Genomic DNA, 23,656 nt, shown 5'->3' with positions numbered 1-23,656 from the left:
TCGCCAGGCGCGCCGAGTTGGCGACCGATGCGACGGCCCCTGGTCGGCCCGGCCGGTTGCTCGACCGACCGGACCCGGACTTCGCGATCGCCACACCGCGATCGGGAGCAGCTGGTCGCCGGAGGCAGGGACGGGCGCGCGGGCGCACCTGGTGTCGCGCCTCAATCCGCCCCCTGTGCTTCCAAGTTCGACTTGGGAGATCATCGTCGCCACTTATGGAAGAGGTCACCCGTTCGAGCGAGTTTGGCGGCCTCGTGTCCCGTATTCGCGCAGCATTTGCCCGCTATCTGGTGAGTTCAAACGTGGTCACACCCATCAGATCCAGGCGCAACAATCACCGAGTCGATCTGACGGCCCGCCGGTTGTTCAAATACCGGAGAGAGGACCAGTCGTGACCACCGAGGCCGTTCCGCAGAACCAGCCGAGCTAGCAGAGCCTCAGTACCTCCGCAGCCCGCGACCTCGCCACCAGCACCAAGACCGTGCCGCAGATGCTCGGGATCACCCCCGCTACCTGCTGCGCGCGCTCCCCTGGGTGGACCTGGAGGCGGGTGTCTACCGGGTCAACCGCCGCCGGGGCTTCATCCTCGGCGACGGGCTGGTCAGCACGTACGTCTACGGCGCGGGCGCCACCCGGCTCATCGCCGAGGACCTGCGCGAGCTGGCCTTCCTCAGCCAGGTCGACAGTCCGGTGCTCAGCACGCTGGCGGACGGGTTCGTCGAGCGCGAGGTCGCGCCCGGCGAGCTGATAGTCGACGCCGGCGCCCCGACCGAGCAGCTGCACATCATCGCGTTCGGCCGCGCCGAGAAGCGAGCCACCGGCGCGTACGGCGACGACGCCCTGCGGCCGTGCTCGGCGAAGGGGACTTCTTCGACGCCGCCGCCTGGGCCAACGGCAGCGCCATGACGTACCGGGTGAAGGCCGTCACCAGCTGTACCGTGCTCTCCCTCGACCGCCGCGTTCTCGTCGAACTCGCCGACCGGGAGCCCTCGCTGCGCACCCAGCTGACCGAGTTCGCCGCCTGGGCCCCGGCCGACCCCGAGCGCCCGATCGCCCTCCCATCGGGCCACTCCGGCGAGCCGTACCTGCCGGAGACCTTCGTCGACTACGACGAGAGCCCGCGCGAGTACGAGCTGAGCATCGCCCAGACCGTCCTCAAGGTGCACACCCGCGTCGCGGACATCTACAACTCCGACATCGACCAGGTCCGGGCCCAACTCCGCCTGACCGTCGAGGCGCTGCGCGAGCGCCAGGAGCGGGAGATGCTCAACCACCCCGAGTACGGCCTGCTCAACAACGTCGTGCCGACCCAGCGCGTGCGCACCCGCAAGCTATGCCCCCGTCCCGCACCGCCTGGAGGCAGGCACGGGCCACATCGCCGGGGTCGCCGGCCTGCGGGCGGCCTTGCGGTACCTGTCCGGGCTGGACCGGCAGGCCGCCACCGTCCACGAGGCGCAGCTCACCGCGTACGCCACGGCCGCGCTGGCCACCGTGCCCGGGCTCCGGCTGATCGGCAACGCGCCGGGCAAGATCGGGGTGCTCACCTTCCTGGTCGCTGGGACGGATCCGATCGCCCTCGCCGGGGCGCTCGGCCAGCAGGGCATCGCGGTCCGTGCCGGCCACCACTGCGCCCAACCCGCCCTCGCCGCCTACGGGGTGCGGAGTGCGGCGCGGGCCTCGCTCGCCCTGTACAACACCGTGCAGGACGTCGGCGCCCTGCTGGCCGCCCTCCGGGGCATCCAGGCGGAGACCGCCGCCGGGTGACCGGCGTCGGGGGCGGGCACCGGGCCGGTGCCCGCCCCCGGCATTCCCCACGACTACCTGGCGACCGCCGTGACGGAGCCGGTGACCCCGCAGCGGGCCGCGTACTGCGTCAGGCCCTCGGGGGTCGCCCCCGCCCAGCCGACGTAGCCGTCCGGTCGGACCAGGAACACGCCGGTGCCGTACGCCTCGTAGGGCGGGATGCGCACCACGGGGACGTCGAGGGCGGGCAGTTCGCCCTCGGTGCCGACCGTCAGGAGCGTCCAGTGCGGCCCGCGGAAGGCGTCGAACAGCCGGGTGCCGCCCCGCTGGCCGTCCGGGGCGCGGTCGCCGGCCCGCAACGCGTCCTGCGCCAGGGCCGGGCGGGTGTCCACGGCGAGCGAGGACTCCCGGTAGCCGAGGCCGAGTTGCTGGGTGGCCCTGCCGCGGCGGACCTCGCCGCGGTGGACCTTGGTGGACAGTTCCAGCATCGCCGCGGCGTTGGCCCGCCGCTCCTCCTCGTAGCTGTCGAGCAGTGCGGCGTCCGCCCGGCCGGTGAGCACGGCGGCCAGCTTCCAGCCGAGGTTGTAGGCGTCCTGGATGCTGGTGTTGAGGCCCTGGGCGCCCGCCGGGGAGTGCACATGGGCGGCGTCGCCCGCGAGCAGGACCCGGCCGGAGCGGAAGCGGTCGGCCAGCGCCGCGCGCGGCCGGAACTCGGAGGCCCAGCGCACCCCGTCGACCTGCTCGGCGGCCAGGTGGGAGCGCTCGGCGACCAGTGCCCGGATGCCGTCGAGCGTGAGGTCGACGGCCGTCCCCTCCGGGAACTGGGCGACGAGCTGGAACTCCTCGGTGCCGGCCAGCGGGCAGATCGCCAGCAGGCCCTGCTCGGCCCGGAAGACGTGCCAGTGCTCGCGGCCGAGGCCGGTGAGCCGGATGTCCGCGACCAGCATCGGGGCCGGGTCGACGGTCTCCCCCGTCATGCCGATGCCGAGCAGCCGACGCACCGTCGAGCGCCCGCCGTCGGCGGCGACCGCGTAGCGGGCCCGTACCGGGCCGCCGGTCGCGAACTCGGCGGTCACGCCCTGCTCGTCCTGCGTCAGGCCGACCAGCTCGCGCCCGAAGTCGACCTCGCCGCCCAGTTCGCGCAGCCGCCGGTACAGCACCTGCTGGGTGCGCCACTGGGGCACCATCAGCGTTTCGGTGTACGGCTCGGCCTCGGAGGGCTCGGTCGGGTCGTACATCCGGTGCTCGCCCTGCGGTTCGCCGGCCGTCCAGAGCAGGTTCGGCGGGTAGTGGCCGGCCGTCGCGCGGATCTCGGCGAGCACGCCGAGGTCGTCCAGGACCTCCAGGGTGCGCGGCTGGAGGCCCTTGCCGCGCGAGCCCGGGAAGAGCTCCGCACCGCGCTCGACCAGTAGCGCGGCGACGCCGTGCCGGGCGAGGTCGAGGGCGAGGGCGAGGCCGGTGGGACCGGCGCCGACGATCAGGACCTCGGGGTCCGTCCCGTGGTCGGACGCACCGTGCTTGAACATGCCGTGGTCGGTCACGGCAACCCCCTTTAACGTTGTTAAACAGCCGTTGCCCCCAGCCTGCAATTAACGGCGTTAAACTGTCAACCGTGACGCCACGGAGAACCCCCAAGCTCGACCGCGCCCAGGTCGTCGACACCGCGCTGACCCTCCTGAACGAGGCCGGCCTGGACGGCCTCACCCTGCGTGCGATCGCCGCCCGACTGGACGTCAAGGCACCTGCGCTGTACTGGTACTTCAAGGACAAGCAGGCGCTGCTCGACGAGATGGCGACCGAGATGATGCGCCGCATGACGGCCGAGGCCGGGCCGACGGCGGGAGACTGGCGGGAGGCGTACCTGACGACCATGCGCACCCTGCGCGCCCAGCTGCTGCGCTACCGCGACGGCGCCAAGGTCTACAGCGGCGCCCGGTTCACGGACACTTCGTACGCGTCGGGCCTGGAGGCCTCGCTGCGACTGCTGACCGGGGCCGGCTTCAGCCCGGCGGCCGCCGCCCGGGCCTGGTACACGGCCTACAGCTACACCGTCGGCTTCGTCATCGAGGAGCAGTCCATGGGCCCCAACCCCTTCGACGGCGAGGAGGGTTACGACCTGGACGCGCGCGCCGAGCGGCTGGCCGCCCACCCGCTCGCCGCTGAGGCGGGCCGGGTGATGTTCCAGGACTTCGACCGGGGATTCGAGCAGGGCCTGGCGGCGGTGCTGGCGGGAGTGGAGGCGACGCTCCTGACGTGAAACCGCCGGGCGGGCATCCCGTAATCGCCCCATTCGACAGACAATCGACGGACTTGTCTGCAGAATCGCAGCCCTGACGCATCGTTCCGTACCACTGCGGTTAACCTCGGGTTTACATGCACCTGTTGACCGCGTTCACCTCCTGTGTCTAGTTTCGAGCCGCCGCGGTCGTGCTACGCGCGTCACGGCCCCAACTTCTGACACAGATGACGATGACGTCGAGGAACCAACCATGCACGCAGTTCCCACCCGAAAGCGGTGGCTCCGGTACGGTGCCGGTCTGATCGGCGCGGCCTCGCTGACCGCGTTCGGCGGCGCGCCCGCCGCCTTCGCGGCCGACGGCCCGCAGACCGCCACGCCGATCAAGCACCTTGTGGTGATATTCCAGGAGAACGTCTCCTTCGACCACTACTTCGGCACCTACCCGAACGCGGCCAACACCGCCGACGACAAGGTGAAGTTCACCGCCAAGCCCGGCACCCCCAAGGTGGACGGTCTGAGCGACGACCTGCTCCACAAGAACCCGAACCGGACCAACCCGCAGCGGCTGGGCCCGGCACAGGCCGTCACCTGCGACCAGGACCACACCTACAAGGACGAGCAGGCCGCCTTCGACGGCGGCAAGATGGACAAGTTCGTCGAGCACACCGACATCGAGAGCTGCAAGGCCCCGATGTACACCGCGCCCGGCCTGGTGATGGACTACTACGACGGCAACACCGTCACCGGCCTGTGGAACTACGCCCAGCGCTTCGCGATGAGCGACAACTTCTTCGGAACCAACTACGGCCCGTCCACCCCCGGCGCGATCAACCTGGTCTCCGGCCAGCTGCACGGCGGTTACCCGGTGGACCCGAAGACCGGTCAGCAGACCACCGACGCCTATGTGGTCGCCTCCCCGGACGCCAAGGGCATCGGCACGGTCATCAACGACCCCGACCCGGGCTATGACGAGTGCTCCGATCCCAAGCACAACCACCTGGTGATGACCGGCAAGAACGTCGGCGACCTGCTCACCGACAAGGGCGTCAGCTGGGGTTGGTTCCAGGGCGGTTTCAAGCCGACCGGCACCAAGGACGGCAAGGCCGTCTGCGAGGCCGCGCACAACAACATCGTCGGCGCCTCACAGACCGACTACAACCCGCACCATGAGCCGTTCCAGTACTACAAGTCCACGGCGAACCCGAAGCACCTGGCGCCGAAGGACGCGGACGAGATCGGCCACGACGGCCAGGCGAACCACCAGTACGACCTGACCGACTTCGACACCGCCCTCCAGCACGGCAACCTGCCGGCCGTCAGCTACCTGAAGGCCGCCAACTACCAGGACGGCCACGCCGGCTACTCCGACCCGCTGGACGAGCAGCACTTCGTCGTCGACACCCTGAACAAGCTGCAGAAGTCCAAGGACTGGGCCTCGACCGCCGTCGTCATCGCCTACGACGACTCGGACGGCTGGTACGACCACAAGTTCGCCGAGCCGGTCAACGGCTCGCGCGACGCCGCCAATGACAGCCTGAACGGCGCCGGCCAGTGCGGCAAGGACGCCGGCTGGGGCGGCTACGCCGACCGCTGCGGCTTCGGCCCGCGCCTGCCGCTGCTGGTGGCGTCCCCGTACGCCAAGGCCAACTTCGTCGACCACACCCAGACCGACCAGTCCTCGATCCTGCGCTTCGTCGAGGACAACTGGAAGACCGGCCGGATCGGCGACTTCTCCTTCGACGAGCACGCCGACTCCATCGAGGGCATGTTCGACTTCAAGAACGCCCAGGCCGCCACCCTGATCCTGGACCCGACCACCGGCCAGCCGGCCGGCGGCGACTCCACCCCGTCCGGCCAGCCCACCGGCGGCTCCTCGGCCACCACCCCGGCCGGCTCGGTGACCTCGACCGACGGTGCCGGCACCGGCACCGGCTCCACCACCGTCGCGGGTGCCACCAGCAGCGCGAGCGGCCCGGCGCTGGCCGCGACCGGTGCCGACTCCAACACCGGGCCGATCGCGGCCGGGGCCGTGGCGCTGCTGGCGCTCGGCGGCGGCACGGTCTTCCTCGCCCGCCGCAGGCGCGGTCGCCGCGCCTGACCGTCTGACGTCTGACGCGCACACCGGTCGCACAGCACACCGACACCGCCGGGTCCTCACCGAGGGCCCGGCGGTGTCGCCGTATCCGGGTCAGGCGCTCATCGACTCGGTTGTCCGCAGCGCCCGCCGCGGAGTCGGGCTACCCTTCCCGCCACGACGGCACCCGTACGGCGTGCAGCGGCTGATCAAGCAGTAGGCAAGGACCAGGTCGTCGTGGAGATGCTCGCCGCGCCCAAGCAGGAGTTCCCGCAGTTCCCGGCGGCGCTGTCGCACGTGCTGCTGGCCCTGGAGGAGATCGTCCGGGCGCTGGACGACCGGCTGGTGCGGGTGCGGGCGACGCTGGAGCAGTTGGAGGCGGGCCTCGCCCGGGGCGCCGGGATCGGCCTGCCCCGGATCACCCTGCTGGAGACGAAGTACCTGCGCGCCACCACCCGCGCGGAGGCCGACTGGCTGGGCGCGGTGCTGGACGACCTGCGCGCCGGCCGGCTGGTCTGGTCGACCGAGTAGCTGATCGCCTTCGCCCAGGGGCAGGAGGCGGCCGACGGCTGAGCACTCGGGCGCCGGTCAGCGGCCCAGCGCGGTCTCCCGGGTCATCCGGGACAGCTTCTCCGGGTTGCGCACCGCGTAGAGGCCGGTGACCAGGCCCTCCTCCAGGCGCAGCGCCAGGACGGTGTCCACCTCGCCGTCCAGCCGGACCACCAGCGCCGGGTGGCCGTTGACCTGCTCCGCCCGGATCGAGACCGCCCGCCGGGTGATCCGGCACAGCAGCCCGGCCACCAGCTCGGCGCCCACCACGGGGGCCGGTGTGGCCTGCACCAGTCCCCCGCCGTCGCCCACCAGGACGACGTCGGGCGCGAGCAGGTCGAGCAGGGTGCGCAGATCGCCGGTCTCGACGGCCCGTTGGAAGGCCGCGACCGCCTGCCGGGCCTCGGCGGCCGGGACCGCCCCGCGCGGCCGGCGCGCGGCGACGTGGGCGCGGGCCCGGTGGGCGATCTGGCGGACGGCGGCCTGGCTCTTGTCGACGGCCTCGGCGATCTCCCCGTACTCCAGGCCGAACACCTCGCGCAGCACGAACACCGCGCGTTCGGTCGGCGCGAGGGTCTCCAGCACCAGCAGCATCGCCATCGAGACGCTCTCGGCCAGTTCGACGTCCTCCGCCACGTCGGGCGTGGTCAGCAGCGGTTCGGGCAGCCACGGGCCGACGTACGACTCGCGGCGTCTGGCGAGCGTGCGCAGCCGGCCGAGCGCCTGGCGGGTGGTGATCCGCACCAGGTAGGCGCGGTGCTCCCGGACTGTGGAGAGGTCGACGCCGACCCAGCGCAGCCAGGTCTCCTGCAGCACGTCCTCGGCGTCGGCGGCCGAGCCGAGCAGCTCGTAGGCGACGGTGAACAGCAGGTTGCGGTGGGCGAGGAACGCCTCGGTCGCCGCGTCCGCCGGCTGCCCGGCCCCGGTGGGGTACTCGCTCATGCCCGGCTCCTGTCACTCGCTGTCGGCCGCGCCCGGATGTGTCCGGTCCGCTGCACACGGGACACCGCTCGGCGCCGTCCTGTGACACCCCCGCGCGGTGGCGTGCGTCACAACCGCGCGCTGTCACGGGCGCCGGGCCGTCGGCGTCTTGTGGTCGTCCGGCGCGGATGCGCACGACGAACGAGTGAGGACGACACCATGGAAACCCGCTTCAACCTGCTCGCCAGCCCGACCGCCGCCAAGGTCGCCAAGCGCTTCTTCAGCACCTCGCAGGCCATCCAGGAGTCGACGCTCCCCAAGGCCCTGCAGGACCTGGTCATGCTGCGTGCCAGTCAGATCAACGGCTGCGGCTTCTGCATCGACATCCACAGCAAGGAGGCGGCGGGCCACGGGGAGACGCCGTTGCGGCTCAACCTGGTCGCCGGTTGGCGGCACAGCACCGTGTTCACCTCGGCCGAGCGCGCCGCGCTGGCGCTCACCGAGGAGGGCACCCGGCTCGCGGACGGCGCTGGCGGCGTCTGCGACGCGACCTGGGCCGAGGTGCGCGAGCACTACGACGACGACCAGGTCGGCGCACTGGTCTGCCTGGTCGCGATGATCAACGCGGCCAACCGGATGGGCGTGATCGTGAACAACCTGGGCGGCTCCTTCGAGCCCGGCGCCTTCGCGGCGCTCGACTGACCGCCGCACGGCCGGCGCGCCCCGCCCTGGCCGGACCACCGGCCCGGGCGGGGCGCGCCGCCGTTACTCGGGGAGCTTGCGGCAGCGCGAAGGCGATCCGCCGGCGTCCGGCTCTCATCGTCCTGTCCGGGTGCGCCCGGGCTCAGTGCGGTCCGTGCGGTCCGCCCGGGGTCAGGAAGTCCCGCAGCCGTTCCACCAGTGGGCGCTCAGGCGGCGGCAGACGGTCGGCGGGCCGTGCGGTCGGGGGCTGGTGCCGGGTCCTGGCGGATCCTGGGGTAGAGCAGTTCGTCCTCCAGGTAGGTGTGGACGGTCAGCGCCACGATGATCCGTTGGGCCGTCCTGTGCCGGGCCGGCCCGGGTCGTCGCCGTCGCCCTGGCGAGCCCTTGGTACTCGCGGAACAGGCGGCGGACTTCCTTGTGGTCCTCCCGCAGCAGGACGATGGCATCGTTCGACATCATCGGCCTCCTCGTCGGCGGCCCCCGCCGATCGGGCGTGTCCTCGGGCGGACCGGGGCCAAACGCGGGGCCGCCGACAGGATTGCCGCCGCAGATCCGGGGCAGCCGTGAGACACGTCCCGGTTCCGGAACGACCGCCGGGACGGCCAACGTCAGCGAAGCGGGGCAGGCGATGCGCGCGCCCGGGCGCGCAGTGCGGAGTCGATGCCCCGCAGGAAGTGTTCGAGGTCGTCGCGGTTGCGGGAGGTGAGGCCTCGCGGGCGCGGGCGTTGTACCACTCCACGCCCTGCTCCGCCTGAGCTTCGGACAGGCCGCTCAGCCGGGCCAAGCGCGCTGAGCAGACCCGGGCTGGCGACGACCCGGCCGCAGTGGTCGCACAGGTCGAACGCTTCCACATCGTCGTCGGCGGACGAGCCGTCCGCCGGGGGTCCGTTGGCCTCCACGCAGCGCGCCTACCCCGCCCGGGCGGGACGAACCGTCCGGTGTGACGCGGTAGGCGCGTCAGCGGTCCCGGTCGACGGGTCCGCCCACGACCCTGACCGTACCCGCGGGCAGGCGTGCGGCTACGGTCCCGGGGGATCGGAGCCGCACGCCTGCCCGGGATGGACTCAACCTGGGGTGATCCGGCCTCGCCAGCCGCCCGCCTCCCGGCCGCGCTGCTCGATGAACTCCTTGAACCGCTTCAGGTCCCCCTTCACCCGGCGGTCGACCACACCCAGGACGTCAGCGGCCTTCTCGGCCATGCCCTCGGGCCGGAAGTCGATGGCCATGTTGATGCGGGTGTGCCGGTCGTCGAGGCGTTGGAAGGTCACGACGCCCTTCTGCTCCACATCGCCGTCCATGGTCCGCCAGGCGATCCGTTCGTCGGGCAGCTGGTCGACGATCTCGGTGTCGAACTCCCGGGAGACGCCGCCGATGCTGGTCCGCCAGTGGTTGTGGCGGTCGTCCAGTTGGGTCACGGAGTCGACGCCCTCCATGAAGCGCGGGAACTCCTCGAACAGCGTCCACTGGTTGTACGCGGCGTGCAGGGGGACGTCGACGTCGACGGACTCCTTCACCATGCTCATCTGAGGCCTCCTCGCGTGCTGCGGCCGGGCCGTTCCCGGCCGACCGCGCGTGTGCCCGCCCGTGGCCGGCGTAACCATCCCACCGGGTCCGGCCCGGTGGCCGACTGGGGCGTCCCGGGGTTGCAGGACCGGGCCCCGAGCCCCGGAGGGCGCCGTGTACGAGATGTGGGCCGAACACGACCTGGCGGTGTCACCGCCCGGACTGGTGTGGCACGTGGCGGCCGAGAACGACGCCGGGGACACCCGGTTGCGAACGGTAGAGGCTCGGGACGCCGATGCCGGAGGCCCCGAGGTGAAGCGGTGCGGCGTAGACACTCCGCAGCATCCCGTCGGCGGGGGCGGCCGAGGCGAGGTCCGCCACCAGGGCCGGTCAGCGCACCTCGTCGGACGACAGGAGATCGGCGAAAGAGCCGGTTGACCGCCGCCACCGTCCGGCGTTTCAGCCCCGCGGCCGGGGGCAGCCGCGCGGGGAGCACTCCGGGAGGAGACAGGGCCGCATGGTTCAGGGATTTCGTCCGCCGCTGTCGTCCGACGGCTCGTGATCCCGCGAGCGGTGCCGCCGCAGGTACCAGACCAGCAGGGCGATGATCACGACGATCGCGATGGCGGCGACCCCGCCGACCATTCCCTCCACCCTGGTGTAGGCGACTCCGGCGAAGTAGCCGAGGAGGGTGAAGCCGACGCCCCAGGCGACCCCGCCGAGGGCGTTGTAGAAGAGGAACCGGCAGTACGGCATGCGGGACATCCCGGCCAGCGAGGGCACCAGCGGGCGGAAGAAGGCGATGAAACGGCCGACGAAGACGGCGGCCGGCCCGCGCCGGCGGATCAGGTCCTGCGCCGTGCCGACCTGCTTGGCATGGCGTCGCAGCGGGCGGGTGAAGACCATGCCACCGATGACCGCGTACACGACCGGGCCGGACAGGCCGCGTAGCCAGTCGGTGATCGAGTGCATCGGCCACACCTCGTCGGCGATCGTGCCTCTTTTTCGCCCTAAGGTAATTCTTATCCCATGCCGATCCCGTCGGGCGGGAAGGGGACGGTGCGTTCCGGGTCAGGACGATCCGCAGATCGCACGCCTGGGCCGTCAGCCGGTCGAGCGCGGTGCGCAGACCGTCCGCGCATTCCCGGCTGTGCCGGATGAAGGCCTTCATCTCGGGTTCCCCGAACTCGCTGCCGCTGCGGCCGGCGAATCCGCCGCCGAAACCCTTCGTCCCGGCGACGCCGACCAGCCAGCCGTCCACCCGGACGACGGTCGACGTGCGTTCCAGCACCTGCACCCCGTACGAGGTCAGGATCCGGGTGAGCCGTTCCCCACGCCCGAGCCCCACCCGGACCCCGATCCGGCACCGCCACCCGAACCGCACCCCGGACAGCGCTGACGGACCGTCAACTCCACTGCGCGTGAAGGTCGACACCGCGATGGTCGAGCGGGGATGGCACCTCCAGCCAGACCAGCTTCCCGCCGTCCTCGGGCGCGCTGCCCCAGGTGCGGGAGAGCCGGTCGACCACCCGCAGGCCGTGCCCGCCCGGCCGCCCCGGGTCGACGGACGGGCGCAGCCGCGGTGCCACCGGGCTGGCGTCGACAACCTCCGCCCGCAGCCGGGTGCCGTTCCAGTTCAGCCGCAGTTCACGCGGTCCCCCGGGGGCGTGCAGGCAGGCGTTGGTGACCAGTTCCGAGACCATCAGCAGGACGTCCTCGGCGGTGGCCCGCTCCTCGTCGTCGACGGCGGGCAGCCAGTGCCAGGACCGCAGCGCCTCCCGGCTGAACTCGCGGCTGCGTTGAACCGCGCCCTCGCTGCCGGCGAACGCGAGCCGCTTCGTCTGCCCGGCGGTTGCTTCTGGTGCTCGCCCAGGGCGGTGCATGCTGGGTCCGCTCATGTCGGTCCGGGGCTTTCGCCCCTGTCCTGGGACGGCCCGCCGGTCGAGTTCAGCGCCGACTTGAGATCGGGATGGATCTGCCGCACGCCGTCGGCTCCGGTGACCGCGAACAGCCGCGCCACGATCGGTCGCGGGTCCGCGAGTTCCCGCCGTCCCGGGCGCGGCCGGGTACACCACTTGATCCTCGTCCATGCCCCGCGTTTGCCCCCGACCATCGTGGCTACACGCGCCCACGTAGGGCGGAGGCGATCAGCACGGCGACGCCGGACAGCGGCCGCGACGACCGCGTTCCCCGTCCCCGGGTCGGTCGGCGGGAGTCGCCCGACCCGGGGACGGGCGGACCGGCGCTGGAGCGACCTGCTCCAGGAGGTGCGGGTCGCCCAGACCGCGCAGATTCTCTTCGGGTTCCTGCTGAGCGTCGTAGGCGGCCAGCCGATCCTGGTACTCGGACAGCAGCGCCACACCGGTGCGCAGGAGTTCGACGCCATCGCGCTTCCTCATACCAGCGCTGTAGCGAGGATCGAGGTCCTTGGCCACATCGATCTCCGACCCCGGCTTCGCCTGCAGCGGCTTGATGAACTCGGCGATCTGCTTGGCTGTCTTGTCCGACATCGTCGACCAGTCCCTCTCCAGTCAGCGCACGCAGCGTCGGCCAGCGCCCGGCCAGGATCGCTTCGCTGCCCGGTACCTGTTCACCTTCGGTCCTGCCTGCATACCCGTCAAACGGCGGCCGCTCAGAACCGATCGGGGAGATTTCGAAGACCGCGTACGTGGCCCGTCCCGCCAGGTCCCCGAACTGCTCCGAGTCGGCGCCAAGCTGGCGCCTCCCCATGCGCGGGTTCGTCCAGGGGCGGGCATCAGCCGCTGCTCCGGCACCAAGTGGGCTCCCAGCGATCGGTCGCAAACCCTAGCGGCCCGGTGGGTCCCCCGCGTCCGCGAGGAGCGGGGCCGCAGACCCGAGCCGCCGATGCACGTCGAGACCCGTGTCCCGGTTGACCGACGGAGGGACGCCCCCGGCCCACGGAGGAAGTCCCGCAGCCTCGGCTGGTCGGGATGGAAGGCGAGCCGGGCACGCCGGTCGGCGCCCAGAATGGCCACGCGGATCAGCAGCGCGGTGCGCATCACGGCGGGGGCGCGACGGCGTGGACGGCCGCGGCGCTGGCGTCGAGCAGGACCTGACGATGCCAGTGCCCGAACCGGTGTCGAGGATCCCGTGCTGGACACGGCCGGCGGCATCGGCGAAGCGCCGCCGGGCCTGGCGGCGTTCGGTCTCGGCCTGCGGCAGACCGTAGAACTCGACCGTGACCGCGTACTCCTCTCCGATCGTGCCGTCCACCCCGACGCGCTCTACCGGGATCCGGCCGTATAGCGGTTCGGGTCGGCAAGCGCGCTGCCGTCAAGACGTGTGAGCAGTTCGGCCACCGTGGTGTGGACCTCGAGGGCGCCGGCCGCGCGCAGGGCCCGCTCGCCGAATCCGCCGGACAGCACCGCGATACAGGGAACCTTGGCTTGGGCCGCGGCCTGCACGTCCCACGGGGTGTCGCCGACGAACAGCGCCTGCTGCGGTCCGACGCTGGCCTTGTCGAGGGCGGCGTGGACGAGGTCGGGGGCAGGCTTGCTGGCATCCACGTCGTCGGCGCTGGTCGCGGCGTCGATCACGTCGTCGGCGTCCAGGACGCGGCGCATCACCGCCAGGTCCCGCGCGGAAGCGGAGGAGGCCAGGACGATGCTCCAGCCGCGCCGCTTCAGCTCCCGCAGCAGGTCGGCGGCGCCGTCGAAGGCCCGCAGGCCGGGCCACAGCCGGGCGAACAGCGCCTGGTGTGCCGCGCTGATCGCCACGTCCTCGCTCCGGTCCCGGTCGTCGCCGAGCACATGGTCCAGGAGCTGATCGCCACCCATACCGATCGCCCCGTGGATGCGCGCCATCACCGGGTGGTGGCTGAACTGGGCGAGTGCCTCGGTCCAGGCGATCGTGTGCCAGTAGCTGGTGTCCAGCAGGGTTCCGTCAACATCGAACAGCGCCGTGGCCGGCATCAGCCGCCTCCTCATCGCTCACGCCTTAGCTTTTACCTTCGCCTCACCGGCAGCGGAGCGCACCCCCAGCGGCGTCCTGAGTGCAGTGGGAAGCGCCGAAGGACGCGGCCCGCGTCGCCTCTGAATCCCTGGCACCGGCCAGAATAGGCCGATCCTCGCTATCTGCGCCGAGGGCAGCCCGGGCGGCGCGTCTACGCCCGGCCGCCGTCCCGTGCGCTGAACCTTCCGCTCATCTCCTCCCGGCATGGCCGGAGGTTGCGCGGCCGCTGGCCGTTGCCTCCGGATAGGGCCAACAAGACACTTACCTGCACGCCGTCCCACTGCCGTGACCCTCGGGTGGTGCTGCTCGACGTTTGCCCGCGCGCAGTGCGATCCAGGGCAGCACGAGCCAGCAGACGGCGAACCAGAACACCACCCCGCCCGCGACCGCCCAAGCGGTCGCCGATCCGGTGGCGACGTGCAGGAGCAGTGCCAGGGCGGCGCCGACGGTGACGCCGAGCAGAACCAGCCCCAGGACGATCATCTTGGCGCCGGCGCGGACGAGTTCGGGCATCATCTGGTGTCCGGCCAGGAAGCGGTGGAAGGCGACCGGGGCGATCAGCGTGCCGGTGGCGACCGCACCCAGGACAACCGTGACGTCGTACAGCGTCCGATCTGCGGGACTGATCTGGGTGAACCGGGGAGTGAACACCACGCTGATCAGGAACCCGAAGAGGATCTGCGCGCCGGTCTGAGCGACGCGCACCTCCTGGAGCATCTCCTCCCACTTGCGGTCCGCCTTCTCCTCCGACTCTTCCTTCCCGTCCTTCCCGTTCTCGCCCACTTTTCCCGTAGTCCTTTCGCCGTACCTGTCCTTCCGTCCATGATTCGCCATCGCCCCCACCCGTGCGCGGTCAACCGCGCGCTGTGGGTGGTGTGCGCCCTTCGATCGGACCGAGGCCTTTTGGGACCGAAGCCACGTCGATGGCCAACGCCCGCCCCGGCCTGCTCCACCGGTTGAGATCCGGTGGCCGGGCAGTCGCCTGGTACCTCCCGCCGTCGGCGGGCGAGCAATAGCAGGGAGGAGGACGATGCCGTGAGCTCCCTCGGTGACCAGCGGTGTCCGCACCGGTCGGATCCGCTGGGGGCGAGCAGGAGCAGCTGGACGTCCCTGGTGGCGGGTAGCGCAAGGCTGCGTCGAGGATGGTGGGCTGCCGCCAGGCCTGGGCGTGGACCAGCGCGCGGCTGAGGGATCCCGCCGGGGCGGATGGGCGGTCAGCGCCAGCGGGTGGAGGCGGCGATGAGGAGAGTCAGGACGATGGGCGCGGCGATTGGTTCCTCAGAAGCGGGCTAGGCCGTGGTTCGACCGCCGAGTCGGTGCACGAGTTGCTCGGTGCGGGGCCACGCTGCCCCGCTCGTGGCCGTCAGTGTAGGCGCCCACCTGCAGGCAGCGTGAGCCGTGTCACGTCTGCCCCAAGGTGGAGCGTCCGGCCGGGGTCCGGCCGGGCCGGGCGATAGCAGGCCCCGCGGCTGTGCGCCCTGCGGTCCAGCTCAGCAGCCGACCGATCGGCCAGGTCGTCACCAGTCGTTCCGGGCCCAGACCGGCCCGCGCGGCGCGGGCGTACCCGGTGGACTGCCAGTGCAGTTGCTCGGGGGCGTGGGCGTCGGTATCCACGGCGAACAGGCAGCCCGCCTCGGCCGCCAGCAGCAGGAGGTCGTCGGGTGGGTCGCGCCGCTCGGGCCGGCAGTTGATCTCGACCGCCGTGCCGGCCTCGGCGCATGCGGCGAAGACAGCCTCGGCGTCGAACGGCGACTGCGGTCGGCCCCGGCCGGTGATGATTCGGCCGGTGCAGTGCCCGAGTACGTCGGTGTGCGGGTTGCGCACCGCCGCCACCAGGCGGGCGGTCATCGGCCCGGGTTCTGAGCGGAGCTTGGAGTGTACGGAGGCCACCACCACGTCGAGCCGCGCGAGCAGGTCCTCCTCCTGGTCGAGCGAGCCGTCCTGGAGGATGTCGCACTCGATTCCGGTCAGCAGCCGAAAGCCTGGGCGCTACGCCGAGAGCTACCGGCAGGCCTGGCAGCAGGCGGTCGCCGAACTCGACGGCGCACGCTACTTCGCCCTCCTGGACGGCCTCGACGCCTTCGCCACCGACCCGCCACTACGCCACCGAGCGAACCGAAAGGCGCGCGGATACTTGTCCGGCACCCTGCGGCGCGAGCAGCGCAGGACCCTGAAACGTCTCGACCGCGCCCTGCGCACCGAGCCGGGCCCGCACCGCGACCAAGCGCTGCACCGCGCCCGCAAGGCCGCCAAACGCGCCCGCTACACCGCAGATCACGCCCAATCCCACATTCCGCGCCGCACGGCGAAACGAGCAGCGAGGTTCGGCGCCCGGATGAAGAAGCTGCACAAGGTGCTGGGCGCCCACCAGGACAGCGTGGTGACCCTACAGGAACTGATCGCCCTCGAAAGCCAGGACACCGGCAGCAACGAGCGGCACGCCTTCGCCTACGGTGTCCTCTACGAACGACAGCGGCACACCGCCGAAGCCGCACAGAAGCACTTGCCGAAACTGCGCCGCCGGGCCGGTCGCCGCAAGCTCACCCGGCTGCCCTGACCAGCGCGCCGCACGAGTCGTTCGGATGACCCGAGCTTCCCCCAGCGGGCGCCTGGAGGCGCGACCGAACTCGGTCCGGCCCCGGTGGTGAACCATCGCCGCCGGTTGGCAGCGGGCGGTTCGGGGGACATCGCCCTGCGCAACGGCCGGCTCGCCTGGAAACCTCGACGAGCACCCGTGCAAACACAAGCGAAGTCCGTCCCCCAACACTAGTGCCGGGAGGCGGACTTACCTTCAGTGTTTGGTCAGTCCTTGAGGGCATCCTTTGCCTTCTGGCCAGCCTGGAGCATGTCGCCCTTGACCTGCTCGGCTTTTCCCTTGGCCGTGAGGCTCTCGTTTCCGACGGCCTTACCGATGGTTTCCTTTGCCTTGCCCTTAACGGTCTCTGCCGTGTGTTCCATCTTCTTACCTGCGCCCACGACCATCCTCCTCATGAGCTCGGTGTCGTGCGTTGCGTCTGCCCCATGTCAATACATTCATGCTCGAAATCTATGGAATTTAGCGCGGTGGCGGCCCATGACCGTATCTGGACGGTCCGATCGTCCTGCTGCCCGCCGCTCCGCTGTGGGACGTCGGTTGCGTGCTCGGCAAGGTCGTGCAGGCGGCCGAGCAGGAGGTCTACGATCCCGGCCCGGTCCAGGAGGAGCTCACCAAATTGGAGAGAGGAGGGGCGTATCAACGAGGAGGAGTTCACGCAGAACAGCTGTTGCAGCGGCTCGAAGAGATTAGAGCGCACCAGCTATGCCGGACCGGGCAATAGCACAAACCCCGGCGCCAGCCGTCTGCTTCATTGTCCGTTGGCGGAGCGGCGCAGGAGGGTGGCGAGGAGTTCGGAGACGGTGGGGCCGGCGTCGGCGGGGTGGCGCAGTTGTTTGCTGGCGATGACGCTGTAGTGGTTGGCGCGGCCGCGGCGTTCGTGACTGAGGTATCCTGCCTGTTCGAGATCGGTGATGATGCGCTGGACGGCGCGTTCGGTGAGCAGGCAGCGGATGGCGATGTCGCGGACGCGGATCCCCGGGTCGCGGGCGATCTGGACCAGCACGCGGGCGTGGTTGGTCAGGAAGGTCCACTGCCGCTCGGTCGCCGTACCGTTGTCCATACCTCCATGATAGGACGACGGTTTCACGGCCGCCGAAACACGACAGCATATTCGCGCAATGGCTGACATGTCCGGCAAATGAGCGAACAGTGCAAAGAAAAGCTGCCCGCACGCCTCGACGGCGGATCCCTGCGGCCCTCGTCTGGAGATGGTGCGCGTGGACCCGCAGTCGCCCATCTCAGCGCGGTCGAGGCAGGCAACCGCACTGCGGTGGGGCCGCGCGAACAGGCCCTGTGGCGGGGCCTGGGCGGATCGCGTCCGCCTGGACGCCCTGCGGCATCACTCACCGCGCACGCCTCCTGCCTGTGCCTCCGGTTCGAGGACGACACCCAGCTCGTCGCCGTGGAACTTGCGTCCGGGTCGGCGCGGTGATCCGCGCGGTCCGCCAAAACGCCAGGCCGGACGGCCTCGCCGAGTTCGAGGAGTCGATGCGCGTGCTGCGATATGCCTCTCATGGTCAGGCGGGCCAGACGCGCTGTTCTCGGCTGCCCGCCCACTGTCAGGCGGTGCGCGAGACCGCCGCGGACCGGTGCCCTGCTGGTCGACCACGAGGTGGGCTGGCTCGCCCGCTCCCCGGCTCCGGCACCCCGCAAGGTTCGCGGTCGTCCGTCATTCCGTTCGGTCCGCCGGGGTCGGCACGACACACGTCCCACAGGTCCCGGGCCACCTGGCCATCCGTAAGGCGCGAACGCACGCTTCGCCGGGGACCAGCCGCGTCCTGGCCGAGCTGGCCGACGGCCCCGCGGACCGGACCTGGGACAAGCGGATGCGCGAACTGATCCGCTCCGACGTCCTCGTCCGTCAGCGGTCAGCCCTCCAGCACGTCCGCGATCCGGTGCAGCATTCCGCCGCCGGTCGGCTGGCGGGGTGCCGTTTCCCGGACGGCCCGCATCCGCTCGCCGATCTCTTGAAGCTCCTTGCGGCCGAGCACGGCACGGATGCGCGGGAACCAGTCGTCCTCCTCCTCGGAGATGTGCCGCTCCACGGCGTCGATCAGCACGACGACCTTGGCTTCGTAACCCTCGTCGTCGGGGGTCATGCGGCTCAGCTCCTCGCAGAGGAGGTCGGCGACGTGGTGCTGCTGGCGGGCGCGGTCCATGTCCTCGGCGAGGTCGGGTACCTCCCGGCGGACCGTGGGGTAGACCAGTTCCTCCTCCAGGTAGGTGTGGACGGTCAGCGCCTCGACGATCCGTTGGACCGTCTCGCCCCGGGCCTTCCCGTCGCCTCTGTCGTCGCCGTCCCCGTCGGTCCGTTCGCGGTACTGGCGGAACAGCCGGCGCACTTCCTTGTGGTCCTCACGCAGCAGGACGATGGCATCGTTCGACATCGCTGTACTCCTTCTCGACGTCTCCCCGTCCGGCAGAGCGTGTCCCCAGGCGGCCCCCAGACCAAACGCCGCCACGGGCAAGGACCCACAGCCAGTAGCCGGATCCGGACACACCGGCCTCCGCCCCTCGACACCGAGGTGATCGCCTCGGACGGCTCGCGGCAACCCGCAGGAGCATGGCGTACCTCGCAGAACCCGTACCGACCGTTCCGCAGTAAGCGCCCCTGGTGCCTACGGGGACCCGGCGCGGCCGCCAGGTGCAGTGTCACTCGGTGGTGATGCGGGCAAGGGCGTCCTGGAGGCGGCGGACGGCATCCTCGGCTTCCGTGTACTGCTGGGGGCTCGCGAGGACGGCACCGAAGGTGCCGCCGGGGCCGGCGGGCAGGGCGCGCCATTGCAGGGCGGGTGCGAGCGCGGTGATGGCGCCGGAGAGGAACCAGGCCAGGCGTCCGTGAGTGCGGGCGAGGGCGATCGCCAGGACAGCGAGCGCTTCCCGCAGGCATTCGAGCCGCTCGATCTGCGGCAGGGCCTCCTGGGCGTTCGGCCGGCCGACGGCGTCGCGCAGGCCGGCTTCGACTTGGAGAGCGAGGGCACGATCACCCGGGGCCAGTTCCCATACGTGCTTGTGGATCTGGCGCTCGGCTTCCTCGGCCAGGCTCGCGACGATCGTCCGCATGTCCATGCAGCCCCACAATAGTGACTGCCTTCGGCGGCCGAGTCTCCTGTTCTGCATTTCGGCTCCGGGTCGGCGCGGACGGCTTCGCCGGACTCACAGAACAACCAGCGGCCCGCCACAGGCGCGAACCCTCGTACCAAACCGACCGACCACCTTCACCAGGACGAAGGACGGATTGGAAGGGGTCGTCGACTGTTCCGGCCCGGACCCCCGGCGGGGACCTGCGGTGGCAGCGGCCGTGGAGCGGATCGATCGGCATCCCGGTGGGTGGCGCAGGTGTGTCGGGCGAGCCGCGGCCTCGCCCCGCCGACCGGCCCCGGGTCGACCGGTAGCCTGCCGCGCGGCGGGGTAGACACTTGTGGGATAACGCCCTGCCTTGCGGAGCGGACGACAAGAAGGCCCAGGCATGAACCCCGTCGAACGCACAATCCGCGCTCTCGACCGCGCCCAGCAGCACCACACTGTCCCGGGAATGGTCGTCGGCGTGATCAAGAAGTACGGAGACGACCGCGGCAGTCTGCTCACAGCCCTCATCGCCTACTACGGGTTCATGGCCCTGATCCCGCTGCTGCTCCTGCTCAGCACCATTCTCAGCTTCGCCCTCGACGGACACGCAGGCGCCCAGAAGGCCATCGTCAACTCCGCGCTCGTCGACTTCCCCATCATCGGCGACCAGCTCCGCCAGAACGTCCACACCATCCAGGGCAGCGGCCTCGCCCTCGTGGTTGCCCTCCTCGGCCTGGTGTATGGCGCGCTCGGTATCGCCCAGGTCCTTCAGCACGCCATGGCCGAGGTCTGGAACGTGCCCGGCGTGGTCCGCCCCGGCTACTTCCCGCGCCTGGCCCGCAGCCTGCTGCTGTTCACCACCCTCGGCGTGGGCCTGCTACTCGCCACCGCCGCCGCCACCCTCGTAGCCACCACTCTTGGCGGGCCGGCCGCCCACATCGGCGCCCTCGTCCTGTCCGCCTTGCTCAACACCGGCCTGTGCCTGGCCTGCTTCCGCATCCTGACCCCCAAAACCATCTCCACCCGCGCCCTGCTGCCCGGATGCGCGATCGCCGGGCCACTGTTCACCGTCCTGCAGGCCTTCGGTGCCCTCCTCGTGGCCCACCAGCTGCGCCACGCCACAGCCGTCTACGGGTTCTTCGCAACCGTGATCGGCCTGCTCTCCTGGCTCGCTCTGGCCGCCACGATCACCGTGTACGCGGCCGAGACCAACGTGGTTCTGCACCGGCGCCTGTGGCCGCGAAGCATTCTGCAGCCACCGCTCACCGAGGCAGACGAGAAAGTCCTGGGATCCATCGCGAACCAGGAAGAACGCCGCCCCGAGCAGCACGTCGACGTCGACTTCGAAGATGACAGCACCTCCCCCGAAGACGGGCCGCCGCACCGAAACGACACCTGACCCACACTTCGCCGAGAGCGGCGGATCCGGCCTCTGCCCCGCCGACGGGTACTTCTCCGCGAGCTACGGCCCGGTCACCGACACCACCCAGCCCGGCGGCCCGGCAGTCTACTTCAACTGACCCGTCCGATCCCGGCCGTGTGCCCCTGCTGTGCCCCGTGGCTGCGAACAGACCGGGGCACAGTCGGACCGATTCGGGCGGGATGGGACGATACCTGCCATGTCTAGCAAGTCTCCATCGGTCCGGGGCATCGAGGCCCCACCGGACCCGCTCCACCGCCTGCTGCTCGACCTAGGCGAAGCCCTCCTGGGCGGCGGCCTTCCCGTCCACGACGTCGAGGAGGAACTCCACGGTCTGGGGCGGGCGATGGGGGCTCCGAACGTACAGGTCGCCGCCCTGACCAACGGGCTGTTCGTCGCCCTGGACACGGACGAGGGCACCCGGTTCCAGCCGGTCGGAGCCGCCCTGCGGTTCGAGCAGACCGCGGACGTCCTCCACCTGGTCCACCGGCTGCGCGCCGGCGAGGTCGACGGGAACCAGGCACTGTCCGAGCTGGACCGGATCCGCCGGGCCCCGGCCCGCTGGCCCACCTGGGTCGCGGACCTCGGGGCACTGCCGGTCGGGGTCGGGGTCTGCATCTTCCTCCAGCCGGTGACGGCGAACGTGCTGGCCGCCGGGGCCGGCTCGCTGATCGTGGTCGGGCTGACCATGCTGGCCCGCCGACGACCCCGGCTGCGGCCGCTGCTGCCCGTCACGGCCGGGTTCCTGGTCGCGCTGCTCGTCCTCTCGCTCGCCCAGGCCTCACTGCTGGACGGCCCGCTGCGCACCATCGTCGCCACCCTGGCGATCCTGCTGCCGGGCGGACTGCTGGTCACCGGGCTCTCCGAGATCGCAGCGGGCGCCGCCAGCGCCGGCACGGCCCGGCTGGTGTCCGGCGCGGTACAGCTGGCGCTCTTCCTCGCCGGGGTGGCCGCCGCCGCGACCGCGATCGGCATGCCGGCCTCAGCCCTGGCCAACATCCAGGTGGCCAAGCCCAGTTGGTGGGTGATCGCCCTCGGGCTGGCACTCGCGGTGGCGGGCCTCGTGGTCAACGTCAACACCCCGCCGTCGGCAATCCCGTGGATCGTCGTGGTGATCGCGGTCAGCGTCACCGTCCAGGTGGTGGTGGGCTCGGTCCACGGCGCGGCGATCGGCGGCCTGGCCGGGGCGGTCAGCGCCGCGGTCGCAGCCACCGTGGTGCACTGGCTGCCCGGCGGCCCACTCTGGCAGGTGCTCTACCTCCCGGCGTTCTGGGTCGTGGTGCCGGGCTCCTTCGGCCTGCTCAACACCGCGCAGATCGAGGTCGGCAACGGCGCGCAGTCGGTACTGGCCGCCGTGTCGGCGGTCTTCGGGGTCTCGATCGGCACCCTGATCGGCTCGGTGATCAGCCGGATCCCCCGCCCCTCGCTCGCCGTGGCGCAGCTGCGGGCCTGACCCGGCCGAAGGCGGCGCCGGGGAGGCGGGTGGCCCCGGCGCCGCCGATACTGGGCGGGATCCCGAGAAGGTGCTCCGAGGAGGAATCGTGGACTACGGGCTCGGCGTCCGGCTCGACCGGCCGTTCCGGCAGACGGTGGAGGCCGTCACCGCCGCGCTGAAGGAACAGGGCTTCGGCGTCCTGACCACCATCGACGTCCAGGCGACCCTGCGCGAGAAACTCGGCGAGGAGCTGGAGGAGTACCTGATCCTCGGCGCCTGCAACCCCGCACTGGCCCACCGGGCGCTCCAGGCTGACCGCCGGATCGGGCTGCTGCTGCCCTGCAACGTGGTGGTCCGCACGGACGGCGACGCCACCGTGGTGGAGGCCGTCGACCCGCAGACGCTGGTCACCCTCGCCGGTTCCGGCGGCGGGCTGGGCAAGGTCGCGGACGAGGCGGCCCGCCGGCTGGGCGCGGCCCTCGCCTCGCTGCACGGCTGAGGCCAGCACGGCTGAGGCTCAGGACTCACGGCTCGGGGCTCACCTGTTGGAGCCGACCGGGCGGAAGCCGCGCCGGGGCCCCGATGGAAGACCGGTGCGGCGCTCAGTCCGGCAGCGATCAGAGGGGGCCGCCGACCCCGAGCGCCTGGTGGACGAACTCGCCGCCGCCGTCGTCCGGCACACCGGCGGTCGCCGGACGGACGACACCGCGCTGCTCGCCGTCCGCCGGGCAGGCCGGCCAGGCGTTCCAGGTGTGCGCGGAGGCCGAAGAAGGCGCCCTGCCGGTCGAGGCCTCGGTCACCCCGCCGGCGATCAGCGCCGTCTCGTCCTCCGCCAACCGCACCGCCGGACTTCCGGGAGCCCGCCCGCCAGCTGGGCGGGGCCGATCGGCGCACCACTGCCCGGCGGCAACTGCCGTACCCCGGTCCGGCACGTCGTCGGGGAACCGGATGACCACCGCGGTGGCGAACCGCTCCTCCCGCCCGCCCAGTTGGGCCGCGAGCTGGTTCTGCCGGAGCAGCCGTTCCTCCAGCCGGGAGGCGACGGTGGCCAGGTCCTCCTCGTGGAAGGCGACCTCCCGGAAGCAGCCGACCACGGCCGCCGCCATGGAGACGGCCGGCAGTCCCTTGCCCTGGACGTCGCCGAGGATGACCCTGGCGCCGACGGGGGTGGCCACGGCGTCCTAGAAGTCACCGCCCACCCGGGCCTCGATGTCCATATACCCAGGCGGCGGCCTGGGCGCGGAAGACCCTGATCGGCACAGCCAGGACGGCCCCGGCGATCACCAGCAGGAAGTCCTCGGTCCGTCGCGCGCCCGGCGGGAGTTGTCAGACACGCCCGAGGGGGCGCGGCCCGTCGAGGGGCGCGCAACGGCCTCGCGCCCCTGGCTGTCGCACGTTCGGCCCAGTCGGCGGACCCGGATCACCGAGCGGAC

General features: G+C 71.5%; 22 protein-coding genes and 6 pseudogenes. 14 read left to right on the top strand and 14 right to left on the bottom strand.

Annotated features, from left to right (window positions below):
* Positions 1-534 precede the first annotated feature (534 nt).
* From ACWC9T_RS13835 to ACWC9T_RS13825, 3 genes and pseudogenes are all read left to right on the top strand, one after another.
* The gene (locus tag ACWC9T_RS13835; protein WP_449821243.1) at positions 535-906 is read left to right on the top strand and encodes a hypothetical protein; all 372 of its coding nucleotides are present in this window, start codon (positions 535-537) and stop codon (positions 904-906) included.
* Positions 903-1,286 (top strand): annotated as a pseudogene (locus ACWC9T_RS13830) (Crp/Fnr family transcriptional regulator); the annotation flags it as partial. The gene ACWC9T_RS13835 and the pseudogene ACWC9T_RS13830, both read left to right, overlap by 4 nt.
* 37 nt (positions 1,287-1,323) lie before the next feature.
* Positions 1,324-1,764 (top strand): annotated as a pseudogene (locus ACWC9T_RS13825) (aminotransferase class V-fold PLP-dependent enzyme); the annotation flags it as partial.
* A 53-nt stretch (positions 1,765-1,817) separates the two neighbouring features.
* On the opposite strand, the gene ACWC9T_RS13820 reads toward ACWC9T_RS13825, so the two are convergent.
* Complete coding sequence (locus tag ACWC9T_RS13820) at positions 1,818-3,269, bottom strand: FAD-dependent monooxygenase (protein ID WP_449821302.1); 1,452 nt, start codon at positions 3,267-3,269, stop codon at positions 1,818-1,820.
* A gap of 86 nt (positions 3,270-3,355) precedes the next feature.
* Here ACWC9T_RS13820 and ACWC9T_RS13815 point away from each other — a divergent pair, with 86 nt between their 5' ends.
* The 3 genes from ACWC9T_RS13815 to ACWC9T_RS13805 all read left to right on the top strand — a co-directional run bounded on the left by ACWC9T_RS13815 (position 3,356) and on the right by ACWC9T_RS13805 (position 6,587).
* Positions 3,356-4,000 carry a TetR/AcrR family transcriptional regulator C-terminal domain-containing protein gene (locus tag ACWC9T_RS13815; RefSeq protein WP_449821242.1) on the top strand — a complete coding sequence of 215 codons (645 nt, stop codon included), beginning with the start codon at positions 3,356-3,358 and terminating at the stop codon, positions 3,998-4,000.
* A 232-nt stretch (positions 4,001-4,232) separates the two neighbouring features.
* Positions 4,233-6,080, top strand: a complete 1,848-nt coding sequence (locus ACWC9T_RS13810; RefSeq protein WP_449821241.1) for a phospholipase C — start codon at positions 4,233-4,235, stop codon at positions 6,078-6,080.
* 213 nt (positions 6,081-6,293) lie between these two features.
* Positions 6,294-6,587, top strand: a complete 294-nt coding sequence (locus ACWC9T_RS13805) for a hypothetical protein (protein ID WP_449821240.1) — start codon at positions 6,294-6,296, stop codon at positions 6,585-6,587.
* 57 nt (positions 6,588-6,644) lie between these two features.
* Here ACWC9T_RS13805 and ACWC9T_RS13800 read toward each other — a convergent pair whose 3' ends face one another.
* Positions 6,645-7,547 carry an RNA polymerase sigma-70 factor gene (locus ACWC9T_RS13800; protein ID WP_449821239.1) on the bottom strand — a complete coding sequence of 301 codons (903 nt, stop codon included), beginning with the start codon at positions 7,545-7,547 and terminating at the stop codon, positions 6,645-6,647.
* A 198-nt stretch (positions 7,548-7,745) separates the two neighbouring features.
* On the opposite strand from ACWC9T_RS13800, the gene ACWC9T_RS13795 reads away from it, so the two are divergent.
* Complete coding sequence (locus ACWC9T_RS13795) at positions 7,746-8,228, top strand: carboxymuconolactone decarboxylase family protein (RefSeq protein ID WP_449821238.1); 483 nt, start codon at positions 7,746-7,748, stop codon at positions 8,226-8,228.
* Between the two features lie 1,064 nt (positions 8,229-9,292).
* Here ACWC9T_RS13795 and ACWC9T_RS13790 read toward each other — a convergent pair.
* The 3 genes from ACWC9T_RS13790 to ACWC9T_RS13780 form a co-directional block, all read right to left on the bottom strand.
* Positions 9,293-9,751: an SRPBCC family protein gene (locus tag ACWC9T_RS13790; RefSeq protein WP_449821237.1), complete on the bottom strand. Its 459-nt coding sequence runs from the start codon at positions 9,749-9,751 to the stop codon at positions 9,293-9,295.
* 502 nt (positions 9,752-10,253) lie between these two features.
* A complete protein-coding gene (locus ACWC9T_RS13785; RefSeq protein WP_449821236.1) occupies positions 10,254-10,703 on the bottom strand; it encodes a DedA family protein in 450 nt (149 codons plus the stop codon).
* A 434-nt stretch (positions 10,704-11,137) separates the two neighbouring features.
* Positions 11,138-11,629 carry an ATP-binding protein gene (locus tag ACWC9T_RS13780; RefSeq protein WP_449821235.1) on the bottom strand — a complete coding sequence of 164 codons (492 nt, stop codon included), beginning with the start codon at positions 11,627-11,629 and terminating at the stop codon, positions 11,138-11,140.
* Between the two features lie 357 nt (positions 11,630-11,986).
* Here ACWC9T_RS13780 and ACWC9T_RS13775 point away from each other — a divergent pair.
* Both ACWC9T_RS13775 and ACWC9T_RS13770 read left to right on the top strand, forming a co-directional pair.
* Positions 11,987-12,052: pseudogene (locus ACWC9T_RS13775) on the top strand (DUF6328 family protein); the annotation flags it as partial.
* Between the two features lie 790 nt (positions 12,053-12,842).
* Positions 12,843-12,998: a hypothetical protein gene (locus ACWC9T_RS13770; RefSeq protein ID WP_449821234.1), complete on the top strand. Its 156-nt coding sequence runs from the start codon at positions 12,843-12,845 to the stop codon at positions 12,996-12,998.
* On the opposite strand, the gene ACWC9T_RS13765 is transcribed toward ACWC9T_RS13770, so the two are convergent.
* The 3 genes and pseudogenes from ACWC9T_RS13765 to ACWC9T_RS13755 form a co-directional block, all read right to left on the bottom strand.
* Positions 12,977-13,663 carry an HAD family hydrolase gene (locus ACWC9T_RS13765; protein WP_449821233.1) on the bottom strand — a complete coding sequence of 229 codons (687 nt, stop codon included), beginning with the start codon at positions 13,661-13,663 and terminating at the stop codon, positions 12,977-12,979. The genes ACWC9T_RS13770 and ACWC9T_RS13765 overlap by 22 nt on opposite strands.
* Positions 13,664-13,964: 301 nt before the next feature.
* Positions 13,965-14,486: a DUF6328 family protein gene (locus ACWC9T_RS13760; protein ID WP_449821232.1), complete on the bottom strand. Its 522-nt coding sequence runs from the start codon at positions 14,484-14,486 to the stop codon at positions 13,965-13,967.
* A 618-nt stretch (positions 14,487-15,104) separates the two neighbouring features.
* Positions 15,105-15,683: pseudogene (locus tag ACWC9T_RS13755) on the bottom strand (PHP domain-containing protein); the annotation flags it as partial.
* On the opposite strand from ACWC9T_RS13755, the gene ACWC9T_RS13750 reads away from it, so the two are divergent.
* The gene (locus ACWC9T_RS13750) at positions 15,652-16,260 is read left to right on the top strand and encodes a CHAD domain-containing protein (RefSeq protein WP_449821231.1); all 609 of its coding nucleotides are present in this window, start codon (positions 15,652-15,654) and stop codon (positions 16,258-16,260) included. The pseudogene ACWC9T_RS13755 and the gene ACWC9T_RS13750 overlap by 32 nt on opposite strands.
* 245 nt (positions 16,261-16,505) lie before the next feature.
* Here ACWC9T_RS13750 and ACWC9T_RS13745 read toward each other — a convergent pair whose 3' ends face one another.
* Entirely contained in the window at positions 16,506-16,661 is a 156-nt protein-coding gene (locus ACWC9T_RS13745) for a CsbD family protein (protein WP_449821301.1), read from the bottom strand.
* 125 nt (positions 16,662-16,786) lie between these two features.
* Between ACWC9T_RS13745 and ACWC9T_RS13740 the strand changes: the two genes are divergently transcribed.
* Complete coding sequence (locus ACWC9T_RS13740) at positions 16,787-17,020, top strand: gas vesicle protein GvpG (protein ID WP_449821300.1); 234 nt, start codon at positions 16,787-16,789, stop codon at positions 17,018-17,020.
* A 27-nt stretch (positions 17,021-17,047) separates the two neighbouring features.
* Here the strand turns inward: ACWC9T_RS13740 and ACWC9T_RS13735 are convergent, their stop codons facing one another.
* The 3 genes from ACWC9T_RS13735 to ACWC9T_RS13725 form a co-directional block, all read right to left on the bottom strand.
* Positions 17,048-17,359: a helix-turn-helix transcriptional regulator gene (locus ACWC9T_RS13735; RefSeq protein WP_449821230.1), complete on the bottom strand. Its 312-nt coding sequence runs from the start codon at positions 17,357-17,359 to the stop codon at positions 17,048-17,050.
* An 808-nt stretch (positions 17,360-18,167) separates the two neighbouring features.
* Positions 18,168-18,686, bottom strand: coding sequence for a hemerythrin domain-containing protein (locus ACWC9T_RS13730; protein ID WP_449821229.1), 519 nt, complete (start codon positions 18,684-18,686; stop codon positions 18,168-18,170).
* Positions 18,687-18,951: 265 nt separating this feature from the next.
* The gene (locus ACWC9T_RS13725) at positions 18,952-19,368 is read right to left on the bottom strand and encodes a hypothetical protein (RefSeq protein ID WP_449821228.1); all 417 of its coding nucleotides are present in this window, start codon (positions 19,366-19,368) and stop codon (positions 18,952-18,954) included.
* Between the two features lie 400 nt (positions 19,369-19,768).
* Here ACWC9T_RS13725 and ACWC9T_RS13720 point away from each other — a divergent pair.
* Positions 19,769-20,587: pseudogene (locus tag ACWC9T_RS13720) on the top strand (YhjD/YihY/BrkB family envelope integrity protein); the annotation flags it as partial.
* A gap of 14 nt (positions 20,588-20,601) precedes the next feature.
* Here the strand turns inward: ACWC9T_RS13720 and ACWC9T_RS13715 are convergent.
* Positions 20,602-20,664: pseudogene (locus ACWC9T_RS13715) on the bottom strand (hypothetical protein); the annotation flags it as partial.
* 323 nt (positions 20,665-20,987) lie between these two features.
* On the opposite strand from ACWC9T_RS13715, the gene ACWC9T_RS13710 reads away from it, so the two are divergent.
* On the top strand, positions 20,988-22,241 hold the full coding sequence (locus tag ACWC9T_RS13710; RefSeq protein WP_449821227.1) for a threonine/serine exporter family protein: 1,254 nt from the start codon (positions 20,988-20,990) through the stop codon (positions 22,239-22,241).
* A gap of 88 nt (positions 22,242-22,329) precedes the next feature.
* The gene (locus ACWC9T_RS13705; RefSeq protein ID WP_449821226.1) at positions 22,330-22,722 is read left to right on the top strand and encodes a DUF302 domain-containing protein; all 393 of its coding nucleotides are present in this window, start codon (positions 22,330-22,332) and stop codon (positions 22,720-22,722) included.
* Between the two features lie 118 nt (positions 22,723-22,840).
* On the opposite strand, the gene ACWC9T_RS13700 is transcribed toward ACWC9T_RS13705, so the two are convergent.
* The gene (locus ACWC9T_RS13700; RefSeq protein WP_449821225.1) at positions 22,841-23,398 is read right to left on the bottom strand and encodes a SpoIIE family protein phosphatase; all 558 of its coding nucleotides are present in this window, start codon (positions 23,396-23,398) and stop codon (positions 22,841-22,843) included.
* Positions 23,399-23,656 lie beyond the last annotated feature (258 nt).

Source organism: Kitasatospora sp. NPDC001159 (assembly GCF_053598235.1).
This window is presented reverse-complemented; position numbering and strand designations above follow the sequence as displayed.